13 protein-coding genes are annotated in these 16,752 nt (G+C 68.6%); 12 read left to right on the top strand and 1 reads right to left on the bottom strand.

The features are described 5' to 3' along the window. Window positions 1-62: 62 nt before the first annotated feature. The 9 genes from ACIGII_RS04515 (at window position 63) to ACIGII_RS04555 (ending at window position 9,691) form a co-directional block, all read left to right on the top strand. Entirely contained in the window at window positions 63-2,582 is a 2,520-nt protein-coding gene (locus ACIGII_RS04515; protein ID WP_399634002.1) for a TcfC E-set like domain-containing protein, read from the top strand. Beyond that, complete coding sequence (locus ACIGII_RS04520; RefSeq protein WP_399634000.1) at window positions 2,579-3,820, top strand: hypothetical protein; 1,242 nt, start codon at window positions 2,579-2,581, stop codon at window positions 3,818-3,820. Before ACIGII_RS04515 ends, ACIGII_RS04520 begins: the two co-directional genes overlap by 4 nt. Before the next feature lie 179 nt (window positions 3,821-3,999). Further along, on the top strand, window positions 4,000-4,152 hold the full coding sequence (locus tag ACIGII_RS04525; protein WP_399633999.1) for a hypothetical protein: 153 nt from the start codon (window positions 4,000-4,002) through the stop codon (window positions 4,150-4,152). A 198-nt stretch (window positions 4,153-4,350) separates the two neighbouring features. Then, on the top strand, window positions 4,351-5,292 hold the full coding sequence (locus ACIGII_RS04530) for an alpha/beta hydrolase (RefSeq protein WP_399633997.1): 942 nt from the start codon (window positions 4,351-4,353) through the stop codon (window positions 5,290-5,292). A gap of 116 nt (window positions 5,293-5,408) precedes the next feature. Next, on the top strand, window positions 5,409-6,038 hold the full coding sequence (locus tag ACIGII_RS04535) for a hypothetical protein (RefSeq protein ID WP_399633995.1): 630 nt from the start codon (window positions 5,409-5,411) through the stop codon (window positions 6,036-6,038). After that, window positions 6,010-6,792 carry a YncE family protein gene (locus ACIGII_RS04540; protein WP_399633994.1) on the top strand — a complete coding sequence of 261 codons (783 nt, stop codon included), beginning with the start codon at window positions 6,010-6,012 and terminating at the stop codon, window positions 6,790-6,792. The genes ACIGII_RS04535 and ACIGII_RS04540 overlap by 29 nt, the downstream gene beginning before the upstream one ends. Before the next feature lie 22 nt (window positions 6,793-6,814). Next, window positions 6,815-7,867 (top strand): hemin ABC transporter substrate-binding protein, encoded by a 1,053-nt coding sequence (locus ACIGII_RS04545; RefSeq protein ID WP_399633992.1) that lies wholly within the window; start codon window positions 6,815-6,817, stop codon window positions 7,865-7,867. A 22-nt stretch (window positions 7,868-7,889) separates the two neighbouring features. Continuing rightward, entirely contained in the window at window positions 7,890-8,918 is a 1,029-nt protein-coding gene (locus ACIGII_RS04550; RefSeq protein ID WP_399633990.1) for a FecCD family ABC transporter permease, read from the top strand. Continuing rightward, window positions 8,915-9,691, top strand: coding sequence for a heme ABC transporter ATP-binding protein (locus ACIGII_RS04555; RefSeq protein WP_399633989.1), 777 nt, complete (start codon window positions 8,915-8,917; stop codon window positions 9,689-9,691). Before ACIGII_RS04550 ends, ACIGII_RS04555 begins: the two co-directional genes overlap by 4 nt. A 39-nt stretch (window positions 9,692-9,730) precedes the next feature. Here ACIGII_RS04555 and ACIGII_RS04560 read toward each other — a convergent pair whose 3' ends face one another. After that, window positions 9,731-11,932, bottom strand: coding sequence for a TonB-dependent siderophore receptor (locus tag ACIGII_RS04560; protein ID WP_399633987.1), 2,202 nt, complete (start codon window positions 11,930-11,932; stop codon window positions 9,731-9,733). A gap of 503 nt (window positions 11,933-12,435) precedes the next feature. Between ACIGII_RS04560 and fusA the strand changes: the two genes are divergently transcribed. The 3 genes from fusA (at window position 12,436) to moaA (ending at window position 16,750) form a co-directional block, all read left to right on the top strand. Further along, window positions 12,436-14,472: an elongation factor G gene (gene fusA / locus ACIGII_RS04565; RefSeq protein ID WP_399633985.1), complete on the top strand. Its 2,037-nt coding sequence runs from the start codon at window positions 12,436-12,438 to the stop codon at window positions 14,470-14,472. Window positions 14,473-14,692: 220 nt separating this feature from the next. Then, window positions 14,693-15,613 (top strand): M14 family metallocarboxypeptidase, encoded by a 921-nt coding sequence (locus tag ACIGII_RS04570; protein ID WP_399633984.1) that lies wholly within the window; start codon window positions 14,693-14,695, stop codon window positions 15,611-15,613. Between the two features lie 135 nt (window positions 15,614-15,748). After that, window positions 15,749-16,750, top strand: coding sequence for a GTP 3',8-cyclase MoaA (gene moaA / locus ACIGII_RS04575; RefSeq protein WP_399633982.1), 1,002 nt, complete (start codon window positions 15,749-15,751; stop codon window positions 16,748-16,750). The last annotated feature ends 2 nt before the right edge of the window (window positions 16,751-16,752 follow it).

Raw genomic sequence — 16,752 nt, forward strand, 5'->3', positions numbered from 1 at the left:
GGCAGCGTGGGCTGCCAACGGAGGGGCGCTCACGCGCCCTTCTTTGATGCTGAGGATGATCGATGTCGCCGCGCCTGCTTCCCCTCGCCATTGCCGTGATGCTCAGCTGCAGCAGCGCGGGGGTGCTGGCTGCGCCGGCGGCGCTGGACAGCCTGACGCTGCTGGACCAGGCAGGGGGCTTGCCCGATGACTTCCGTGACCACTTCTTCGACGTGCCGCTGGTAGTGCGGGTGGAACGCGATGGCCGCTTCCTGGGCGACGCCCGCGCCGTGCTCTCTCGCGACAACACCCTGTCGTTGCTGGAGTTCACCGACAGCCATGGCAGCACTGAAACCGCCGCCGAGCGCGAGCGCTGGCTACGGGTCCTGGCGGCCCCGCGACCGTTGGGCGCCTGTGTCCAGGCCTGCGCCGGGCTGGTACGCCTGCATTACAGCCTGGAGAGCTCGCTGCTGTCGATCGCCACCTCCGACGCAGCAGGGGGGCGGCCGACCGTGCGCCACCATGCACTGCCCGACGGCGGCAGCCGCGGCCTGATCCTGCGCCATCAGCTCAATGCGTATGCGGGGCAGGGCACCGACCCCACCGGTCGCTACGCCGTTGACCTGCAGGGAAGCCTGGGACACTGGACCCTGGCGGGGAGTTACCAGCTCGATCGCAGCACCGACCGGGAGGGCGAGCTGCGTCACTCGGTGCAGAGCCTGTACGCCCAGCGCGAACTGCGTGATGCGTTCCTGCGGGCAGGCTATTTCCTGCCCAGTTTCCAAGGCGTGATCCGGCAGCCGAGGGCGGCCGGCGCGGCCAACCACACCACGGTGGGCGTGATGGTCGGTTCGTCCGACAGCCTGGCCATCGACTCACGCGCGCCCAGTCTTTACCCGGTCCATGTCACCGCCAACCGCGAGGGCAGCGTGGAGGTGTTCCGGGACGGCAGCCTGATCCTGACGCAGCCGGTGCAACCGGGACTGCAGGAACTGGATACCCGGCGCCTGCCCGGGGGCATCTATGAAGTGGAACTGCGGGTCATCGAAGACGGCCGGGAAAGCGCGCGCGAAACCGCCGTCATCCATAAACCCGGCAACTGGCGCGACCCGCGGCGACGCTGGCGCTACAGCGCGTTCGCCGGCGTGCAGCAGGACCTGCTGCAGAACAGCGACGCGCCGGGCGCGGGCACCTTCGCGGCCGGTGGCATCCTCAATTACCTGGCACACCCGCGCGCGGTGGTCGGCCTGTCCGCCCAGCACCTGGATGACACCCATGCCGTGGCCGGCTCGGTGGATTGGCAGGTCCACGACCGCGCGAATGTTTACACCAACCTCTACACCGGTGGGCAGGGGCGCGGTGCCGACCTGCAGGCCCTGTGGCGGTACCACCACGGCACGGCGATCCTGGCGCACAACCGCAGCTGGCAGGAACGACAACGCCCATGGGACCGCGGGTTCCTTGCCGAAACGCGTTCCGGCTGGCTGCAGACCAGTGCGTTGAGCGTGAACCATCGCGTTGGCGACAGCAGCCACGTGGGCGGCCGCGTGTCGCACCACCGTGGCGTCAGCCGCGGGCTCGGGCTGGATCTGTCGGTGAGTCGCCGCCAGCGCCTGTTGGGCAGCGATGCGACCTGGCGCGCCTCGATCTTCGACCGCCCGGCCAACCGCAGCAGCGGCATGCGTCGCAATCGGGGCGTGGATCTCACCGTGAACATCGCGCTGGGCGCGGGCGGGCGACGCTACACCGGCAGCCTGGGCAGCCGCACCGCCACAGATGGCGGGCGCACGCTGTATGCCAGCGCCGGCCTGCAGCAGCGTTTCGATGCAGGGCCGCTGCGCAGTGTTGGCGGCCAGGCGACGGCGGACAGCGACGGCCTTGGCCTGAGCGCTACCGGCCTGTTCGAGCACCCCGCGCTTCACGGCGATGTGCACGCGCAGCGCGCTTCGCTGGGCGGGCAGCTGAGCGGTGGCGTGAACCTGGAAAGCACACTGGCCCTCGGCGCGGGCCGATGGGCCGTGGCCGGGGCAGGGCAGGCCGGCAGCATCGATACCGGCATGATCATCGACGTGCGCTCGGCGCTGCCCGATGTGGCGTTGCGCGCGCATGACAGCCGCGGCGGCTCCTACGTGCTGAAGCCGGGCCGCAACGTGCTGCCGGTCACGCCCTACCGCATCGGCGCGGTGCAGATCGACTTCGATGGCCGTGCCGCACCTGCGGCGACGATCCAGCCGGCAGTGCTGGATTACCACCTCAACAAAGGCGGGGTGGGCTACGGCGCGGTGGAGGTGCTGAGCACGTTCACCGTGATGGGGCATCTGCGCGACGCCGACGGTACGCCATTGGCGGGCGCGCATGTGATCAACCATGCCGGACGCAGCGTGGCCGAAGCCGACGGCTTCTTCGCGCTGGAAATGAGCGCGCGCGCACCGAGCATGGATGTCCGCCACCCGCGCGTGGCCGACTGCAGCTTCGTGCTGGATGGCACCACCACCCGTCCCCGCGATGGCACATGGCTGGCCGGGATCCTGACATGCCCGCCGTCTTCCCTCACCACCACGCAGCCGCCGTCGGCTGCCCCTGCTGCTGGAGCCCTGCCGTGACCCGTGACGCGCTTCCCTTCACCGCGATGCGCCGCCGCCTGGGCGGCATGGCATGCGCCCTGGCACTGGCCGCCGTTGCCGGCGACGCCTGGGCGACCGACATCTACATCACGGCGGAATTCAAACCGGACATCAACGATCCCAACAAGCGCGAATTCGTGAACACCACGCCGTGGTCGGGCGTGTGCAACAGCGTGCACCTGCAGGCGTGCATCAACAACGACTGGTGGAGCATCGATACCAAGGTGCGCGGTACCAAGCAGGGGCTACGATCCAACGATTACGGCCCCGACAGCTTCTATGTGGGCATGCCGGGGCCGCGTACCGTGACCGTCACCTCCGAGGACGGTGCGCACACCTTCGACATGCAGGTGAAGATCATTGGCGCAGCACTGCGGCTTGTCGATCAGGACGGGGATGGGCCTACCGAGCCGGCGTCGACCGGAGTGCCCAGGAACTGCAGCCGGGCATTGAGCAATACCAACGCAAACAATCGCAGTGTCATGCGCCTGATGGTGCGGCGCGATGGCGGCAATGGGACGGTGGCGTGTTCGCTGCACTGGCTGCACACGAACAACTACGCCATCACCGAGTTCGACTTCACCTACCAGCTGACCACGCCCGCACCGTTGGCCATGCGCAGTGGCCTCTACACCGGGATGACGACCTACCGGGTGGGAGGGACCGGCGACGGCGCGGACTTCGACCTGGGCAACGGCGTGACCCTGGATGACAGCCTGGTCAACGTGCACTTCCACCTGGAGGTCCAGCACGCCTTCCAGCTGGACCTTCCGCCCGGCAGCGACCGCGCGGTACTGGCGCCGAAGGGGGGCTGGACCCAATGGAGCGACCACGGCATCGTGCCGACTGCGCTGGAGCGCGAACTGCCCTTCAGCGTCAGCAGTTCGGGCCAGTTCGGGGTGTCGCTGCAGTGCCAGCATGCGGTGCCGGATGGCCGCTGCGCGATCCGCAACATCACCCGGGACGCCGTTGACGCGCCGCTGGACATCCAGCTGACGATGCCGGGCTTCCGCGACGCGCTGTCCGGCAGCGAAGCGGTGGGATTGCCGCTGACCACGACCATGGTGTCACCGGTTCTGACTGCGGACAGCTTCATCATCCGGCGGCCGTCCCAACTGCGTTTCGCGGTCCAGGGCGAGGCTGTGAGGGACATGTTGGATCACCCTGGCAGCCATTACCGGGGTGATGTCACCGTGATTTTCGATGCCGATCCATGATGCCGTTGGGTGATGCATGCGCGACAGCGGCGTGACAGCGCATGCGGCGGCGCTGAATTGTTTACCCAGATGCGTGAGGCGTCTACGCAATGAGGGTTTCGCGCACGTCTCGGTAACGCGTGCATGCCTAGGGTGGAGTCACCGGCCTCACTTCGACGTCGGACACCCGGAGACACGACATGGGCAACCAGCAGAATCCGCAGCAGGGCCAGCAGGGCCAGCAGAACCAGCAGAACCAGAAGGATCCGCAGCGCCAGGGCCAGCAGCAGCAACAGCAGCAGGACCAGAAGCGCGAGCGCAACCAGCAGGGCGGGCAGGAAGAAGAAGAATAAGCGGCTGCTGGTTCCACATCCCAACGTCCGGTCCCGGTGGCCGGACGTTTTGTTTTGGCGTTTCTTTGTTTCGGCGTTTCTTCCGAGGCAAGTGATACCTATTCGCATTTGGGGTACACTGGGGCAATCGCCTTGCCTTGAGTCGTAGCTGCCGTGTTCTTCCGCCTGATACCCGCCTGTTTTCCCTGGTTTCGCAGCATGAGCCTGCTTGCGGTACTGGGCGTGGCTGCGATCGCGCCCGCGTCGGCGCAGCAGCGCAATCCACTGCAGACGGTGGGTGAAACGGTTCTCGACCAGCCGGCGCAGAGCTATCGCTTCGAGCGGTTCGTAATCGAAGCGGGTGCGCCCGCGCGCAGGTGGCGCATCCATCTGGGCATACCCACCCGGCGCGCCGACACGCCGGCACCGGTGCTGTACATGCTGGATGGCAACGCGGCCGCCATGGTGTTCGACCAGGCGTTGCTGGCGGACCTGGCCGCGCACGCCGCGCCGGTGCTGGTCTTCATTGGTCATGACAACGACCTGCGCATCGATTCCAAGGCGCGGACGCTGGACTACACCGCCTGGGTGGACACCGCCGACGATGGTACTGGCGTAGTGAAATCCAGTGGCGGTGGCGCCGACGCGTTCCTGCAGGTCATCCAGCAGCAGGTCAAGCCCGAGGTCGCGCGACGCGCCCAGGTGGACCCGCAGCAGCAAGCGCTCTGGGGCCACTCGCTGGGGGGACTGTTCGTGCTCAGCACCTTGTACACCCAGCCAGGTGCCTTCCAGCAGTATGTAAGCGCCAGCCCCTCCCTGTGGTGGAGCCAGGGCGCGCCGCAGGGCACGCTGGAGCAGCGCTTCACCGCGCATCCTGCGCCGGCCAGGCTGTGGCTGATGCTCGGCGGCGATGAACGCAGCGGCAATCGCGGTGCCCGCGACATGACCAATCCGCGCGTGGTCGCCCATCTGCGGCGCATTGCCGGGGCGACACCCGATGCGGCACATGCACTGAGCGTGCGCCTGGCCGACGTGCCCGGGCTGCAGGTCAGTTACCGCGAATTTCCAGGCCTTGGCCACGGTCCGATGCTGCCGGCCTCGCTGAAGGCAACGCTGGCCACCCTGTATGGCGTAACCGACCGCAGCGCCACGACCAAGTGATGTTTTCCCCTTACCCAGGCAGTGCGTGGCCCCGTGCCACCGTCGCGGCAATGCGACCGGCCAAGGCAACCCTTGTGACACGCGCCGCTGGCGCGCCCCTACAGAAGGAGTCTGCCATGTCCCGAATGATGTCCCTCCCGCGCGTTGCCGCGTTGGCCCTTGCCCTGTCGCTGACCACCACGGCGGTGACCGCACAAACGGTGTTCGATGCACCGGCCAAGGGTTTCCGTGGCAAGGTCAGCGCCCGCAACGAGAACGTTGTACCGGGCAGCAGCGCCGACGTGACCGGCCGCGCCTTCGTGCCTGGCCAGCAGGTGACCCTGCTGCGCGGTGAGACCGTGCTCAACGCCACGCCGTATGTGGTCGACGCGCAGGGCAACTTCAAGGCGACCGTGCAGATTCCGGCCGACGCGGTGCCTGGCCAGCATCCGCTGGTGGTGCGCGCCAGCCAGCCGGCCGCCGCCACCGTGGTGGCGCTGCGGGTGTCGCCGACGCTGCCGCTGAGCGGGCAGCAGGCGTTCCAGCAGACCTCCGGCAAACTGGTCCAGGGCCTGTACCAGAGCGCTTACAGCGCCGCCAGCAACGCCCTGTACGTGACCTCGGCGGTGGGTCGCCCGCCGGTGACGCAATCGCAGCTGCTCAAGGTCGACCCGAAGACCTTGAAGGTACTCAAGGCCGTCACCCCCGCCAAGGTGCCCGACGCCAAGGGGGGGGAGCGTGTTCGCGGTGTACGGCGTGGGCGTTGACGATGCCAACGGCACGGTGTGGGTCAGCAACACCCGCCAGGACACCGTGGCGGTGTATCGCCAGACCGACCTGTCGCTGGTGCACCAGTTCCCGGTGGGCGCGGTGCCGCACGCCCGTGATGTGGTGGTGGATGCCGCGCGTGGCAAGGTGTTTGCGTCTGCCGCCGGCGAAGATCATCTGTCGGTGTTCGATGCGAAGACCTTCAAGCCGCTCGAGCCGATTGCCCTGGCCTCGGGCGTGGACGATGAAAAATTCGTGCCGATGAGCCTGGTGCTGGACGACGCCGGCGGCAAGCTGTTCACGGTGAGCATCGGCACGCCCGAAGCGGCGGTGATCGACGTCGCCAGCGGCAAGGTCGACAAGGTGATCGATCTGGGCAATGCGATCAGCGCGTCGGGCGTGGCCTTCGACGCCAGGCACAACCGCCTGTACGTGGCCTCGCAGGGCACCGACAACCTGCTGATCGTGGATGTGGCCAGCGGCAAGGTGCTGCACGACGTGCCGGTGGGCGCCGGCGCACTGAACGTGGCCTTCGAGCCGGTGTCCGGGCTGGCCTACGTGACCAATCGCGGCGCCGGCACGGTGACCGTTGTCGACGGCGACGGCAAGGTCGTGGGCAACCTGGATGGCGGCACCTTCCCCAACCACGTCCGCGAGGACGGCAAGGGCAATGTGTACGCGATCAACAAGTCGCGGGGCGCGGACGACCCCAAGGGCGACCGCGTTACCCGCATCCGCCCGATCCGCCGCTGACACCGACTTATTGGAGAACCGCATGTTCAAACCCGTGTCCCTTCGCCGCAGCGTGTTGATGCTGGCCATGACCACCGCACTGGCCGCCTGCGGTGGCACGCCGGCCGAGCCGGCTGCGACGGCCACGCCCGGGAGTGCAGGCGCGGCGCCCAGCGTGGCGGCGCCGGCCGCATTGCCGCAGGGCTGGATGCGCGTGGCCGGCACCGACGTGCCGTCCAGCGCCAACCTCTCGCCGGTACTGCCGGTGACGGTGGCCTCGGATGATGGGGAGCAGGTCACGGTGAAGGACACTGCGCGTATCGTGGCTGGCGGTGACGATGTCATCGCGGTCATCGAAGCGTTGGGCATGGGCAGCAGGGTGTACGCCGCGCCGTTGCGCTCGGCGACCGCCTCCGGTCGCAACGCGCCGAAACAGTTCCTGTTCAACCGCACCACCGGCGTGGAAGGCGTGCTCAGCCTGGAAGGCACGCTGTTCCTCGGCAACAGCCTGCGCCGGCACAGTGAGCTGGCCCGGAAGCTGCGTGGCGCGGGCGAAGCTGCCGTGGTCATCGATGACCTGCAGCCGGCCCCGGAGAAAGTGCGCAAGGTGGCCGCGGCGCTGGGCGTGGCCGATGCCGGCGCGGCGCTGGCCACGCAGGTGCAGGCACAGCTGGACGAAGCCGCCGCCATTGCCGCCACCATCAAGGTGCGTCCGCGGGTGATCCACCTGTCGGCCACCGGTGCCGGCGGCGCACCGACGGTCGCCGGCACCGACAGCGCGTCCGGCACGCTGATCGGGCTGGCCGGTGGCATCAACATCGGCACCGAAGCGCGGGTGGCCAACTACTCCGCGTTGAGCAACGAAGGCGTGGTGGCGGCAGCGCCGGAGGTGATCCTGGTGACCGAGAACGACCTGCAGCTGTTCGGGGGTGAAGCAGGACTGTGGAAGGCCTATCCAACGCTGAAGCAGACGCCGGCCGGTGCAGCCAACCGGGTGTGGGTGATGCCGGACGTGCAGCTGAAGGCCGCCAGCATCGGTTCGGGCAGCGGTGCGCTGGCCCTGGCGCGGGCACTGGCGGCACTGCCCTCGCCGTGAGCATCACGCAGTGACGATACGCATGACACGCCGCCGCCCCGGCCGGTGGGTACTGGCGGTGATGGCCATGGCGCTGATCGGCGCCATCCTGGGCTCGTTCGCGGTGGGGCCGTTGCGCCTGCCGCCGCTGGAGGTGCTGCAGGCAGTGGCGGTGAAGCTGGGCCTGCTGGATCCCGCGCAGGTCAGCCCGCGTGACCTGGCGGTGGTGTGGAACCTGCGCATTCCACGCGCCCTGCTGGGCGCGGTGGTAGGCGCGTCGCTGGCCATGGCCGGCGCCAGCCTGCAGGGGCTGTTCGGTAACCCATTGGCCGATCCGGGCATCGTCGGGGTCACCCAGGGCGCGGCACTCGGTGCGGTGGCGGCCATCGTGCTGGGCGCGGGCAGCGTGGGCGGGTGGACGCTGCCGCTGGCGGCCTTCGCGGGCGGCGCGGCGGCGATCAGCGTGACCTACCTGCTCGCACGTCCCGGCCGCAACTCCGGTACCGCCACGCTGCTGCTGGTGGGTATCGCGATGGCGGCGTTCTGTTCGGCCGCGATCGGGTTCCTGACCTACATCGCCAGCGAGAGCGAGCTGCAGTCTCTGGTGTTCTGGCAGATGGGGTCGCTGGCCCAGGCCGACTGGGCCGATGTGGCGGCGCTGCCGGTATTCGCACTGGGCACGTTCGCGCTGCTGCGGCTGTCGACCCCGCTGGACATGCTGGCGCTGGGCGAGCGCCAGGCGCAGCACCTGGGGCTGGACGTGAAGCGGACACGGCTGAAGTTGATCGCGTTCAGTGCGCTGCTGGTTGGCGCGGCGGTGGCGTTTGCCGGCTCGATCGGGTTCGTCGGGCTGGTGGTGCCGCACGTGGTGCGCATGCTGGTCGGGCCCGGGCATCGCTGGTTGCTGCCGGTGTCCGCGGTCACCGGGGCACTGCTGATCGTGGTGGCCGACACCGCCGCACGCACGCTGGATCCGCCGGCGGAGATTCCGCTGGGCCTGTTCTCGGCGGCGCTGGGGGCGCCGTTCTTCCTGTGGCTGGTGCTGCACCAGCGGCGGAGTGGCGGTCCATGAGCCGCGCGTTCCTGCAACTGGAGAACGTGGCGGTCCGGGTCGGTGAGCGCAGCATCCTGGAGCGCATCGACCTGGGATTCGCGCCCGGCACGCTCACCGCGCTGGTGGGCCCGAACGGCGCGGGGAAGTCCACCCTGCTCGGCGTGGCCAGCGGCGATGTCGCTGCCGACGCAGGGCAGGTGACCCTGCATGACCGACCGATCGCACACTGGAAGGCGATGGCGCTGGCACGCGAGCGGGCAGTGATGCCGCAGGACCATGCCGTGCGCTTCGCGTTCACCGTCGAGGAAGTGGTGGCAATGGGCCGGCTGCCGTACCCGGCCGATGCACTGCGCGATGCCGCGCTGGTGGAGCAGTCACTGGGCCAGGCGGAAATGCGGGCGCTGCGCCAGCGCGAAGTACAGACCTTGTCGGGGGGCGAGGCCGCGCGTGCCACCTTCGCCCGCGTGCTGACCCAGCAGACGCCACTGCTGCTGCTGGACGAGCCAACGGCCGCGCTGGATCTGCGCCACCAGGAACGCACCCTGCGCGCGGTGCGCGCCCTGGCCGATGCCGGCGCGTGCGTGATCGTGGTGGTGCACGACCTCAACCTGGCGGCCGGTCATGCCGACCGCATCGTGCTGCTGGAACAGGGCAGGGTGGCGGCCGACGGCACGCCGGACCAGGTGTTGACCCGCGCGCACATCGAGCGGGTGTACCAGCAGCCGGTGCTGGTGTTGCGGCATCCGCAGCGCGATGTGCCGCTGGTGGTGGTGGCCGACCCGCATGAATGAGACTGCCACGCATGGCGTGGCACGACCTTCCGGAGCCGGCTACCAGCCGAAGGTGGCGGTGGCCATCACCGTGCGTCCGCTGCCGTAGTAGCACGACGACACGCCGGTGCAGGTGGATACATACCGCTTGTCGGCCAGGTTGCTGGCGTTCAACGCGAGGTTGACCTCGGTGCCGCCGAAGTGTCCCAGGTCGTAGCGGATCGCCGCGTCGAACAGGGTGTAGGACGGTATGCGGTACAGGTTGGCGCTGTCGCCGTAGCTGACGCCGTTGTAGCGCGCCCCGGCGGCCAGGCTCAGCCCGCGCAGGCTGCCGGCCTGGAAGGTGTAATCAGCCCAGAACGAGGCGGTCAGGTCCGGCACCATCGCCAGGTGTTTGCCGCGGTAGGCACTGGAACGCAGCATGTCCGAGTCCATCCGCGACGCCGCGCCGATCAGGCTCAGGCCGGCGACCGGGGTGATGCGGCCCTCCAGTTCGATGCCGCGCACGCGCCCTTCATCGCCCTGGATGGAGCAGACCACCGTGCCGGTGGCGCCGCAGTTGCGGTGGCTGGCGACCGGATCGTCGACGATCATGTTTTCCTGGCGCAGGTCGTACACCGCCAGGGTAACCAGACCGTCAACCGTGGCCGGCTGGTACTTCAGGCCGGCTTCCCACTGCGAACCGGTGACTGGCTCGAAGGCGGTGCGGGTGAAGCTGTCCAGCGGGGATTTGGTAGCTGGCTGGAACGATTCCGCATAGCTGACATACGGCGTGAGGCCATTGTCGAACACGTACAGCAGGCCGCCACGGCCGGTGAACGCTTCGTTCTTGATCACGTTGTGCGGGCCGGGCTGGGACACGCCGGTGGCGATGTTGCGGGTGGCGCTGAGCGTGTCGTCCTTGGTCCAGTCGTAACGCCCGCCCAGGGTCAGGCGCCAGTTGCCGGCGGCGAGCTGGTCCTGCAGGTACACGCCGCTCTGGCGGTTGACGCCGCGGGTGGGGGTCTCGCTGGTGACGGTGGGCTGGTAGGGCAGGTACACGGGGTTGAAGATGTCGATCGGGCGCGGGTTGCTCATCGCGCTGCGTACGCCTTCCCAGTCCGCACGCTGCCAGTCCCAGCCGAGCAGCACGGTGTGGTCGACCGCGCCGGTGGCGAACCGTGCCTGCAGGCGGGTGTCGAAGGTGTCGCCATCCGAGTCGCCGGTGCCCTGCACGCCGCGCCGGTTCTGGGTGCGGCCATCGGCATTGAGCGCGCCGAAGGTGACCACGCCGCGGTACAGCGAATCCACATGGGTGCGGCGAGCGTTCTGGGTCAGGGTAAGGTGCTCGTTGAACTGGTGCTCGAACATCCAGCCGGCCGTCCACAGCGTGCGGTCGTAGGTGTTCCAGTCCGGCTGGCCGATGAAGGTGCTGTTCTTCATGTGGCCGTACGGGGTGGCGGTGAGCGTGCCGGCCATCGGCAGGAACTGGTAGGTCGAACCGCCATCGTCCTTCTGGTACATGCCCAGCAGGGTGAGGCGGGTGCGCTCGGCGATCTGCCAGGTGTAGCTGGGGGCGAGGAACCAGTGCTCTTGCGCGGTGTGCTGGATCTGGGTGTCGCCATCGCGATAGAGGCCGACCAGGCGCAGCAGGTGCGCGTCGTCAGCGCTGCCGCCGCCGACGTCGAAGGCCGCGCTGTACTGGCCGTCCGCATCCAGGCCCAGGCGCAGCAGCTGCCGTTGGTCCGGGGTGGGAGTCTTGCTGACCTGGTTGACCATGCCACCGGGAGCGAGCTGGCCATACATCACTGCGGAAGGGCCTTTGAGCACCTCGACGCGGTCCAGGTTCCAGCTGTCGAACATGCTGCGGTTCCACTGGCTGCCCTGCGGTGCGCGCATGCCATCCAGGGTCACGTTGTTGGCCCAGCTGCCGGCGTCGAAACCGCGGATGCGGAAATCATCCACGCGGTTGTCGATGCCGCTGCTTTCCAGGCTCACCCCGGCAACGTAACGCATGGCGTCGTTGAGCGACTGCACGCCACGCGCGTCCAGTTCGGCGCGTTCGATCACGGCGATGGACTGTGGCGTTTCGGCGATGGCGGTGCGGGTCTTGGTGGCGCCACTGGTGCTGTTGGTGGCGCGGTACGCGTTGACCTGCACGGCGTCCAGGGCCGTGGCAGTCTGCGCGAGAACGGCAGGCGTAAAGGCGGTCGCGGCCAGGGCGCAGGCGAGGGCAAGCAGGTTGGGGCGCAACCGGCGGAATGAAGCGGGGGAGAGAGTCATGGCGAAATCCGGAACGTGCCCGGATAGTGTAGTGATTCCGCCTAATGATGCAATTGCGACCTATTCGCATATAGAACCTCATCGGGGTGCGTTTGTTGCGCTGGTGATCGGCGTGTCGAGCGCATTGCTCCAGTGTTCCATAAGTGTGCTCAATAAAGCCTTGCGCGGGCGTTGCAGAGGTCTAGAATGCGCGGAGATCCCCGACATCCACCGCCATGACTTCGATGCCGCTCCTGACGTTCTTTACCCGCACCCGCGCTGTCGCGGGACGGGCGCGTCTGCCTCGCGGTGCATCTGGCGGCTGATCGATCCACGACCAGCGCAGCACCCCCGACAGAGCGCCCACCGGGCGCTCTTTTCGTTTCCGCTTTCCCATTCCGTTCCAGAACCGTTCGAAGGAGAACGTGCCATGCACCAGATCGCCGAGCCCCAAACCTGGCCGCACGCCGTCAGCCAACGGCGGCGTGCGGCTCCCTGACGTTGGCAGCAGCGAGACCCATTGCATGAACACCCAGACCCGTAATCTTCGGCGCAACCTCGGCATCATTGCCCACATCGACGCCGGCAAGACCACGCTCACCGAACGCCTGCTGTGGAAAACCGGCGAGATCCATCGCGTCGGCGAAGTCCACGACGGCGCGGCGACCACCGACTTCTCGGCGATCGAACGCGAGCGCGGCATCACCATCGGCGCGGCCGCCGTGCAGGCGCATTGGGCGCCGCGCGACCAGCCGACCCACCATCTGACCTTGATCGACACGCCCGGGCACATCGACTTCGCCATTGAAGTGGAGCGTTCGCTGCGCGTGCTGGACGGGGCGGTGGCGGTATTCTCGGCCGTGGACGGCGTGCAGCCGCAATCGGAAACCGTGTGGCACCAGGCGCGTCGCCATGGCGTGCCGTTGATCGCGTACGCCAACAAGATGGACCGCATCGGCGCCTCGTTCGAGCGCGTGCTGGAGCAGTTGCAGGACAAACTGCAGGCACGGCCGTGGGCGCTGGGCTGGCCGCTGGGCGCCGAAGGCGATTTCCATGGCTGGGTGGACCTGGTCGAGCGCAGCACGGTGCGCTGGGACGAGGCCGGCCAGCCGACGCGCAGTGCGTGGACCGCCGCTGAACACGATGCGTGGGAGCCGCGCCGCGCCGTACTGGTGGACGCGGTGGCCGACCACGACGAGGTGCTGGCCGACGCCTGGCTGGCCGGCGACGCGGTGGACGCGGCGACGCTGCGTGCAGCACTGCGCCGGGCCACGCTGGCCGGCGCCGGCGTGCCGGTGCTGGCAGGTGCGGCGTTCAAGAGCAAGGGCATCGAAACCCTGCTCGACGCGATCGTGGACTACCTGCCTGCGCCGGAAGACCGGCCGGCGGTGGTCGCCGCGACCGACGCGGGCGAGCTGTCCCTGCCACCGGACCCGAACGGGCCGCTGGCGGCGCTGCTGTTCAAGATCACCCACCAGCACCATGGTGCGTTGAGCTTCGTGCGGGTGTATTCGGGGTCGCTGAAGGTGGGCGATGCATTGGCCAGTTCGCAGCATGCACAGGGACGCCGGGTCAGCCGGCTGGTGCGGGTGCAGGCCGACCAGACCCATGACATCCAGCAGGCCGTCGCCGGCGACATCGTGGCGGTGCTGGGCTGGAAGGATGCGGTGAGCGGTGAAACGCTCAGCGCGCCGTCGCGCCCGCTGCGGCTGGACAGCATCCGCGCGCAGCAGGCGGTGCTGGCCTGGCGGTTGAGCGCGGAAAAATCGGCCGACCTGATCCGCATCGCGCAGGGCTTGTCCAGCCTGGCCCAGGAAGACCCGTCGTTCCGCGTCGAGACCGATGCGGAAACCGGCGAAACCCTGGTGTGGGGCATGGGTGAGCTGCACCTGGAGGTGATGGTGGAGCGGCTGCGTACCGAATGGAACGTCAACGTACGCACCGGCGCGCCGCGCGTGGCCTACCAGGAAACCCTGCGGCAGGGCGTGCGTGGGGTGGAAGGCAAGGTGGTCAAGCAGACCGGCGGCCAGGGGCAGTACGCGCGCGTGGTGCTGGATGTCAGCCCGCGCGAGGACGGCGAGGTGCAGTTCGTCGACCGCACCGTAGGTGGCGTGGTGCCGCGCGGATTCGTGGCGGCGGTGGAGAAGGGCGTGCGCAGCGCGCTGCTGGAGGGTCCGCGTGGCCATCCGGTGGTGGGTATCGAGATCGCGCTGGTCGACGGGCAGACCCATGCCAAGGATTCGTCGGACATGGCCTTCCACCGTGCCGGTGCCGAAGCGGTGAAAGCCGCCTTCGCGCAGGCGGGTACCACGCTGCTGGAGCCGGTGATGGAAGTGGCCATCCACGTACCGTCGGTCAATGTCGGCGACGTGGTTGGCGATCTCAACCGTCGCCACGGCCGCATCGCCCAGATCGAAGACCAGGGCGGTCGTGCCGAAGTGGTGGGCTATGCGCCGTTGGCGCAGCTGTCCGGCTACACCACCGCGCTGCGCTCGCTGACCCAGGGCCGCGCGTCCAGCGACATGCGCTTCACCGGCTACGAAGAGGTCACGGCGGCGTAGAAAGCGCAGCCGGCAGGAATGGGAACGGGGCCGACAGTGTCGGCCCCCTCGACACGCATGGCGTGTCCCTACGCATGCAGCCCACCCCCAACGTTCGACCCCAAACCCGAGCGACCAAGGATCGTAGTGACACGCCATGCGTGTCAAAGCCATGCCCCTGCGCACGTAGCCCCTGCGCACGCCTCTACAATACCGACCAACCGATTCCCCAGAGCGCCCCATGACCACCCCCCATTTCTACCCCATCGGCACCCCCGGACACCCGTGGGGCGACGCCGAACGCGTCGCATGGCGCGCGCGCCAGCGCGTGCAGCGCAGCTACGCCGATGACGTCGTCACCGCGCTGCACGCACTGCCTGAAGCATTCACCATCGAACACTATGGCCAGCTCCAGGCCGGCAGCGACGCCTACCCGCTGCTGCTCGCCATGACCCGCGACTGGAACCCGGCGCTGCCCACCGCACTGGTCACCGGCGGCGTGCACGGCTACGAGACCAGCGGCGTGCACGGCGCCCTGCAGTTCCTGCGCGACCACGCCAGCGACTACGCCGGCCGCATCAACCTGATCGTGGCGCCCTGCGTGTGCCCGTGGGGTTACGAGCGCATCCAGCGCTGGAACCATGATGCGCTCGACCCCAACCGCAGCTTCCGTGACGGCGGCCAGATCACCGAGTCGTCCGCGCTGATGCGCTGGATCGCAGCGCGCAACGACACCCTGCTGGTGCATCTGGACCTGCACGAAACCACCGACAGCGACGCCCATGAATTCGATCCGGCCCTGGCCGCGCGCGACGGCAAGGCCTGGGTGCCGGACACCATTCCGGATGGCTTCTACGTGATCGGCAACAGCGAGAACCCGGAACCGGCCTTCCAGCGGGCGCTGATCGCGGCGGTGGCGCCGATCACCCACATCGCCCCGGCCGACGCCCAGGGCAACCTGGTCGGACTGCCGTTGCAGTCTCCGGGCGTGGTCTGGGGCGAGTCGCGCTCGATCGGCGCCTGCGCCGGTTTCACCGACGCGCGCTTTGCCACCACCACCGAAGTGTACCCGGACAGCCCGCGCACCACGCCCGCGCAGTGCAATGCAGCGCAGGTGGCGGCGGTGCGCGCGGGGCTGGATTTTGCATTGTCGTCACCGTAGACCGGCTAGTTTCACGGTCTACAGCTGACGGCGCGCGCGCGTTGCCCTTGGTTGACGCGCGTGCACACCGGCGTAGTCCGGCAGCACGGGTTTCCACACTGCCGGCGGCCGTTGCTGCCGGTTCCAGGGAGCACCATGACGGCTGCCGTATCGACCGGTCCCTTGCTTGCCGACGGCTTCGGTCGCCGCTTCCCCTATCTGCGCCTGTCGCTGACCGAAGCGTGCAACTTGTCCTGCAGCTACTGCCTGCCCGACGGCTACCATGCCGACGGGCGTCCGCGTTTCCTGGAAGTGGATGAAATCGGCCGGCTGGTCCGGGCCTTCGCCACGCTGGGCATGCACAAGATCCGCCTGACCGGCGGTGAACCCAGCCTGCGCCGGGACCTGGACGCGATCATCGCGCGCGTCGCCGGCACACCCGGCATCCGCAAGGTGGCGATCACCACCAATGGCACGTTGCTGCCGCGGCGCCTGCCCGGCTGGCACCGTGCCGGCCTGACCGCGCTCAACGTCAGCATGGACAGCCTGCGCCGCGACCGCTTCCACGCCATCACCGGGCATGACCGCCTGCCGGAGATCCTGGAAGGGTTGGACCTGGCCCAGTCGATGGGCTTGGCCTCGGTGAAGCTCAACGCGGTGCTGCTGCGCGGGCTCAACGACGACGAACTGCCGGCATGGATGGAGTTCCTGCGCGAGCGACCGCTGAGCGTGCGCTTCATCGAACTGATGCGTACCGGCGACAACGCCGACTATTTCCAGCGCCACCACGTCAGTGCCGGCACGGTGGTGGAGCAGCTGCTCGCCGCCGGCTGGCGACTGCGCCCGCGCGCCGCCGATGCCGGCCCCGCGCGGGAGTACACCCACCCCGCGCATCGCGGCAGCATCGGCGTGATTGCGCCGTATTCGCAGGATTTCTGCCAAGGCTGCAACCGCCTGCGGGTGACCGCGCGCGGCGACCTGCGGCTGTGCCTGTTCGGCGAGTTCGGGGTGCCGCTTCGGCCGTTGCTGCAGCATGACGATGACCGCGACGCGCTTCTGGCCCGCATCACCACCCAGCTGGGCCTGAAGGCCGCGGGTCATGGCCTGCACCAGGGCCGCACCGGGCTGACCCCGAACCTGGCCTCGATTGGAGGATGAGC

It is taken from the genome of Stenotrophomonas sp. NPDC077420 (assembly GCF_044543385.1).
Lineage (GTDB): Bacteria > Pseudomonadota > Gammaproteobacteria > Xanthomonadales > Xanthomonadaceae > Stenotrophomonas.

What these genes read in the sequence shown, in the direction of transcription:
- ACIGII_RS04515 (WP_399634002.1), top strand. Translation starts at nt 63, where the DNA reads ATGTCGCCGCGCCTGCTTCCCCTCGCCATTGCCGTGATGCTCAGCTGC.
- ACIGII_RS04525 (WP_399633999.1), top strand. Translation starts at nt 4,000, where the DNA reads ATGGGCAACCAGCAGAATCCGCAGCAGGGCCAGCAGGGCCAGCAGAAC.
- ACIGII_RS04530 (WP_399633997.1), top strand. Translation starts at nt 4,351, where the DNA reads ATGAGCCTGCTTGCGGTACTGGGCGTGGCTGCGATCGCGCCCGCGTCG.
- ACIGII_RS04535 (WP_399633995.1), top strand. Translation starts at nt 5,409, where the DNA reads ATGTCCCGAATGATGTCCCTCCCGCGCGTTGCCGCGTTGGCCCTTGCC.
- ACIGII_RS04545 (WP_399633992.1), top strand. Translation starts at nt 6,815, where the DNA reads ATGTTCAAACCCGTGTCCCTTCGCCGCAGCGTGTTGATGCTGGCCATG.
- ACIGII_RS04550 (WP_399633990.1), top strand. Translation starts at nt 7,890, where the DNA reads ATGACACGCCGCCGCCCCGGCCGGTGGGTACTGGCGGTGATGGCCATG.
- ACIGII_RS04555 (WP_399633989.1), top strand. Translation starts at nt 8,915, where the DNA reads ATGAGCCGCGCGTTCCTGCAACTGGAGAACGTGGCGGTCCGGGTCGGT.
- ACIGII_RS04560 (WP_399633987.1), bottom strand. Translation starts at nt 11,932, where the DNA reads ATGACTCTCTCCCCCGCTTCATTCCGCCGGTTGCGCCCCAACCTGCTT.
- fusA (WP_399633985.1), top strand. Translation starts at nt 12,436, where the DNA reads ATGAACACCCAGACCCGTAATCTTCGGCGCAACCTCGGCATCATTGCC.
- ACIGII_RS04570 (WP_399633984.1), top strand. Translation starts at nt 14,693, where the DNA reads ATGACCACCCCCCATTTCTACCCCATCGGCACCCCCGGACACCCGTGG.
- moaA (WP_399633982.1), top strand. Translation starts at nt 15,749, where the DNA reads ATGACGGCTGCCGTATCGACCGGTCCCTTGCTTGCCGACGGCTTCGGT.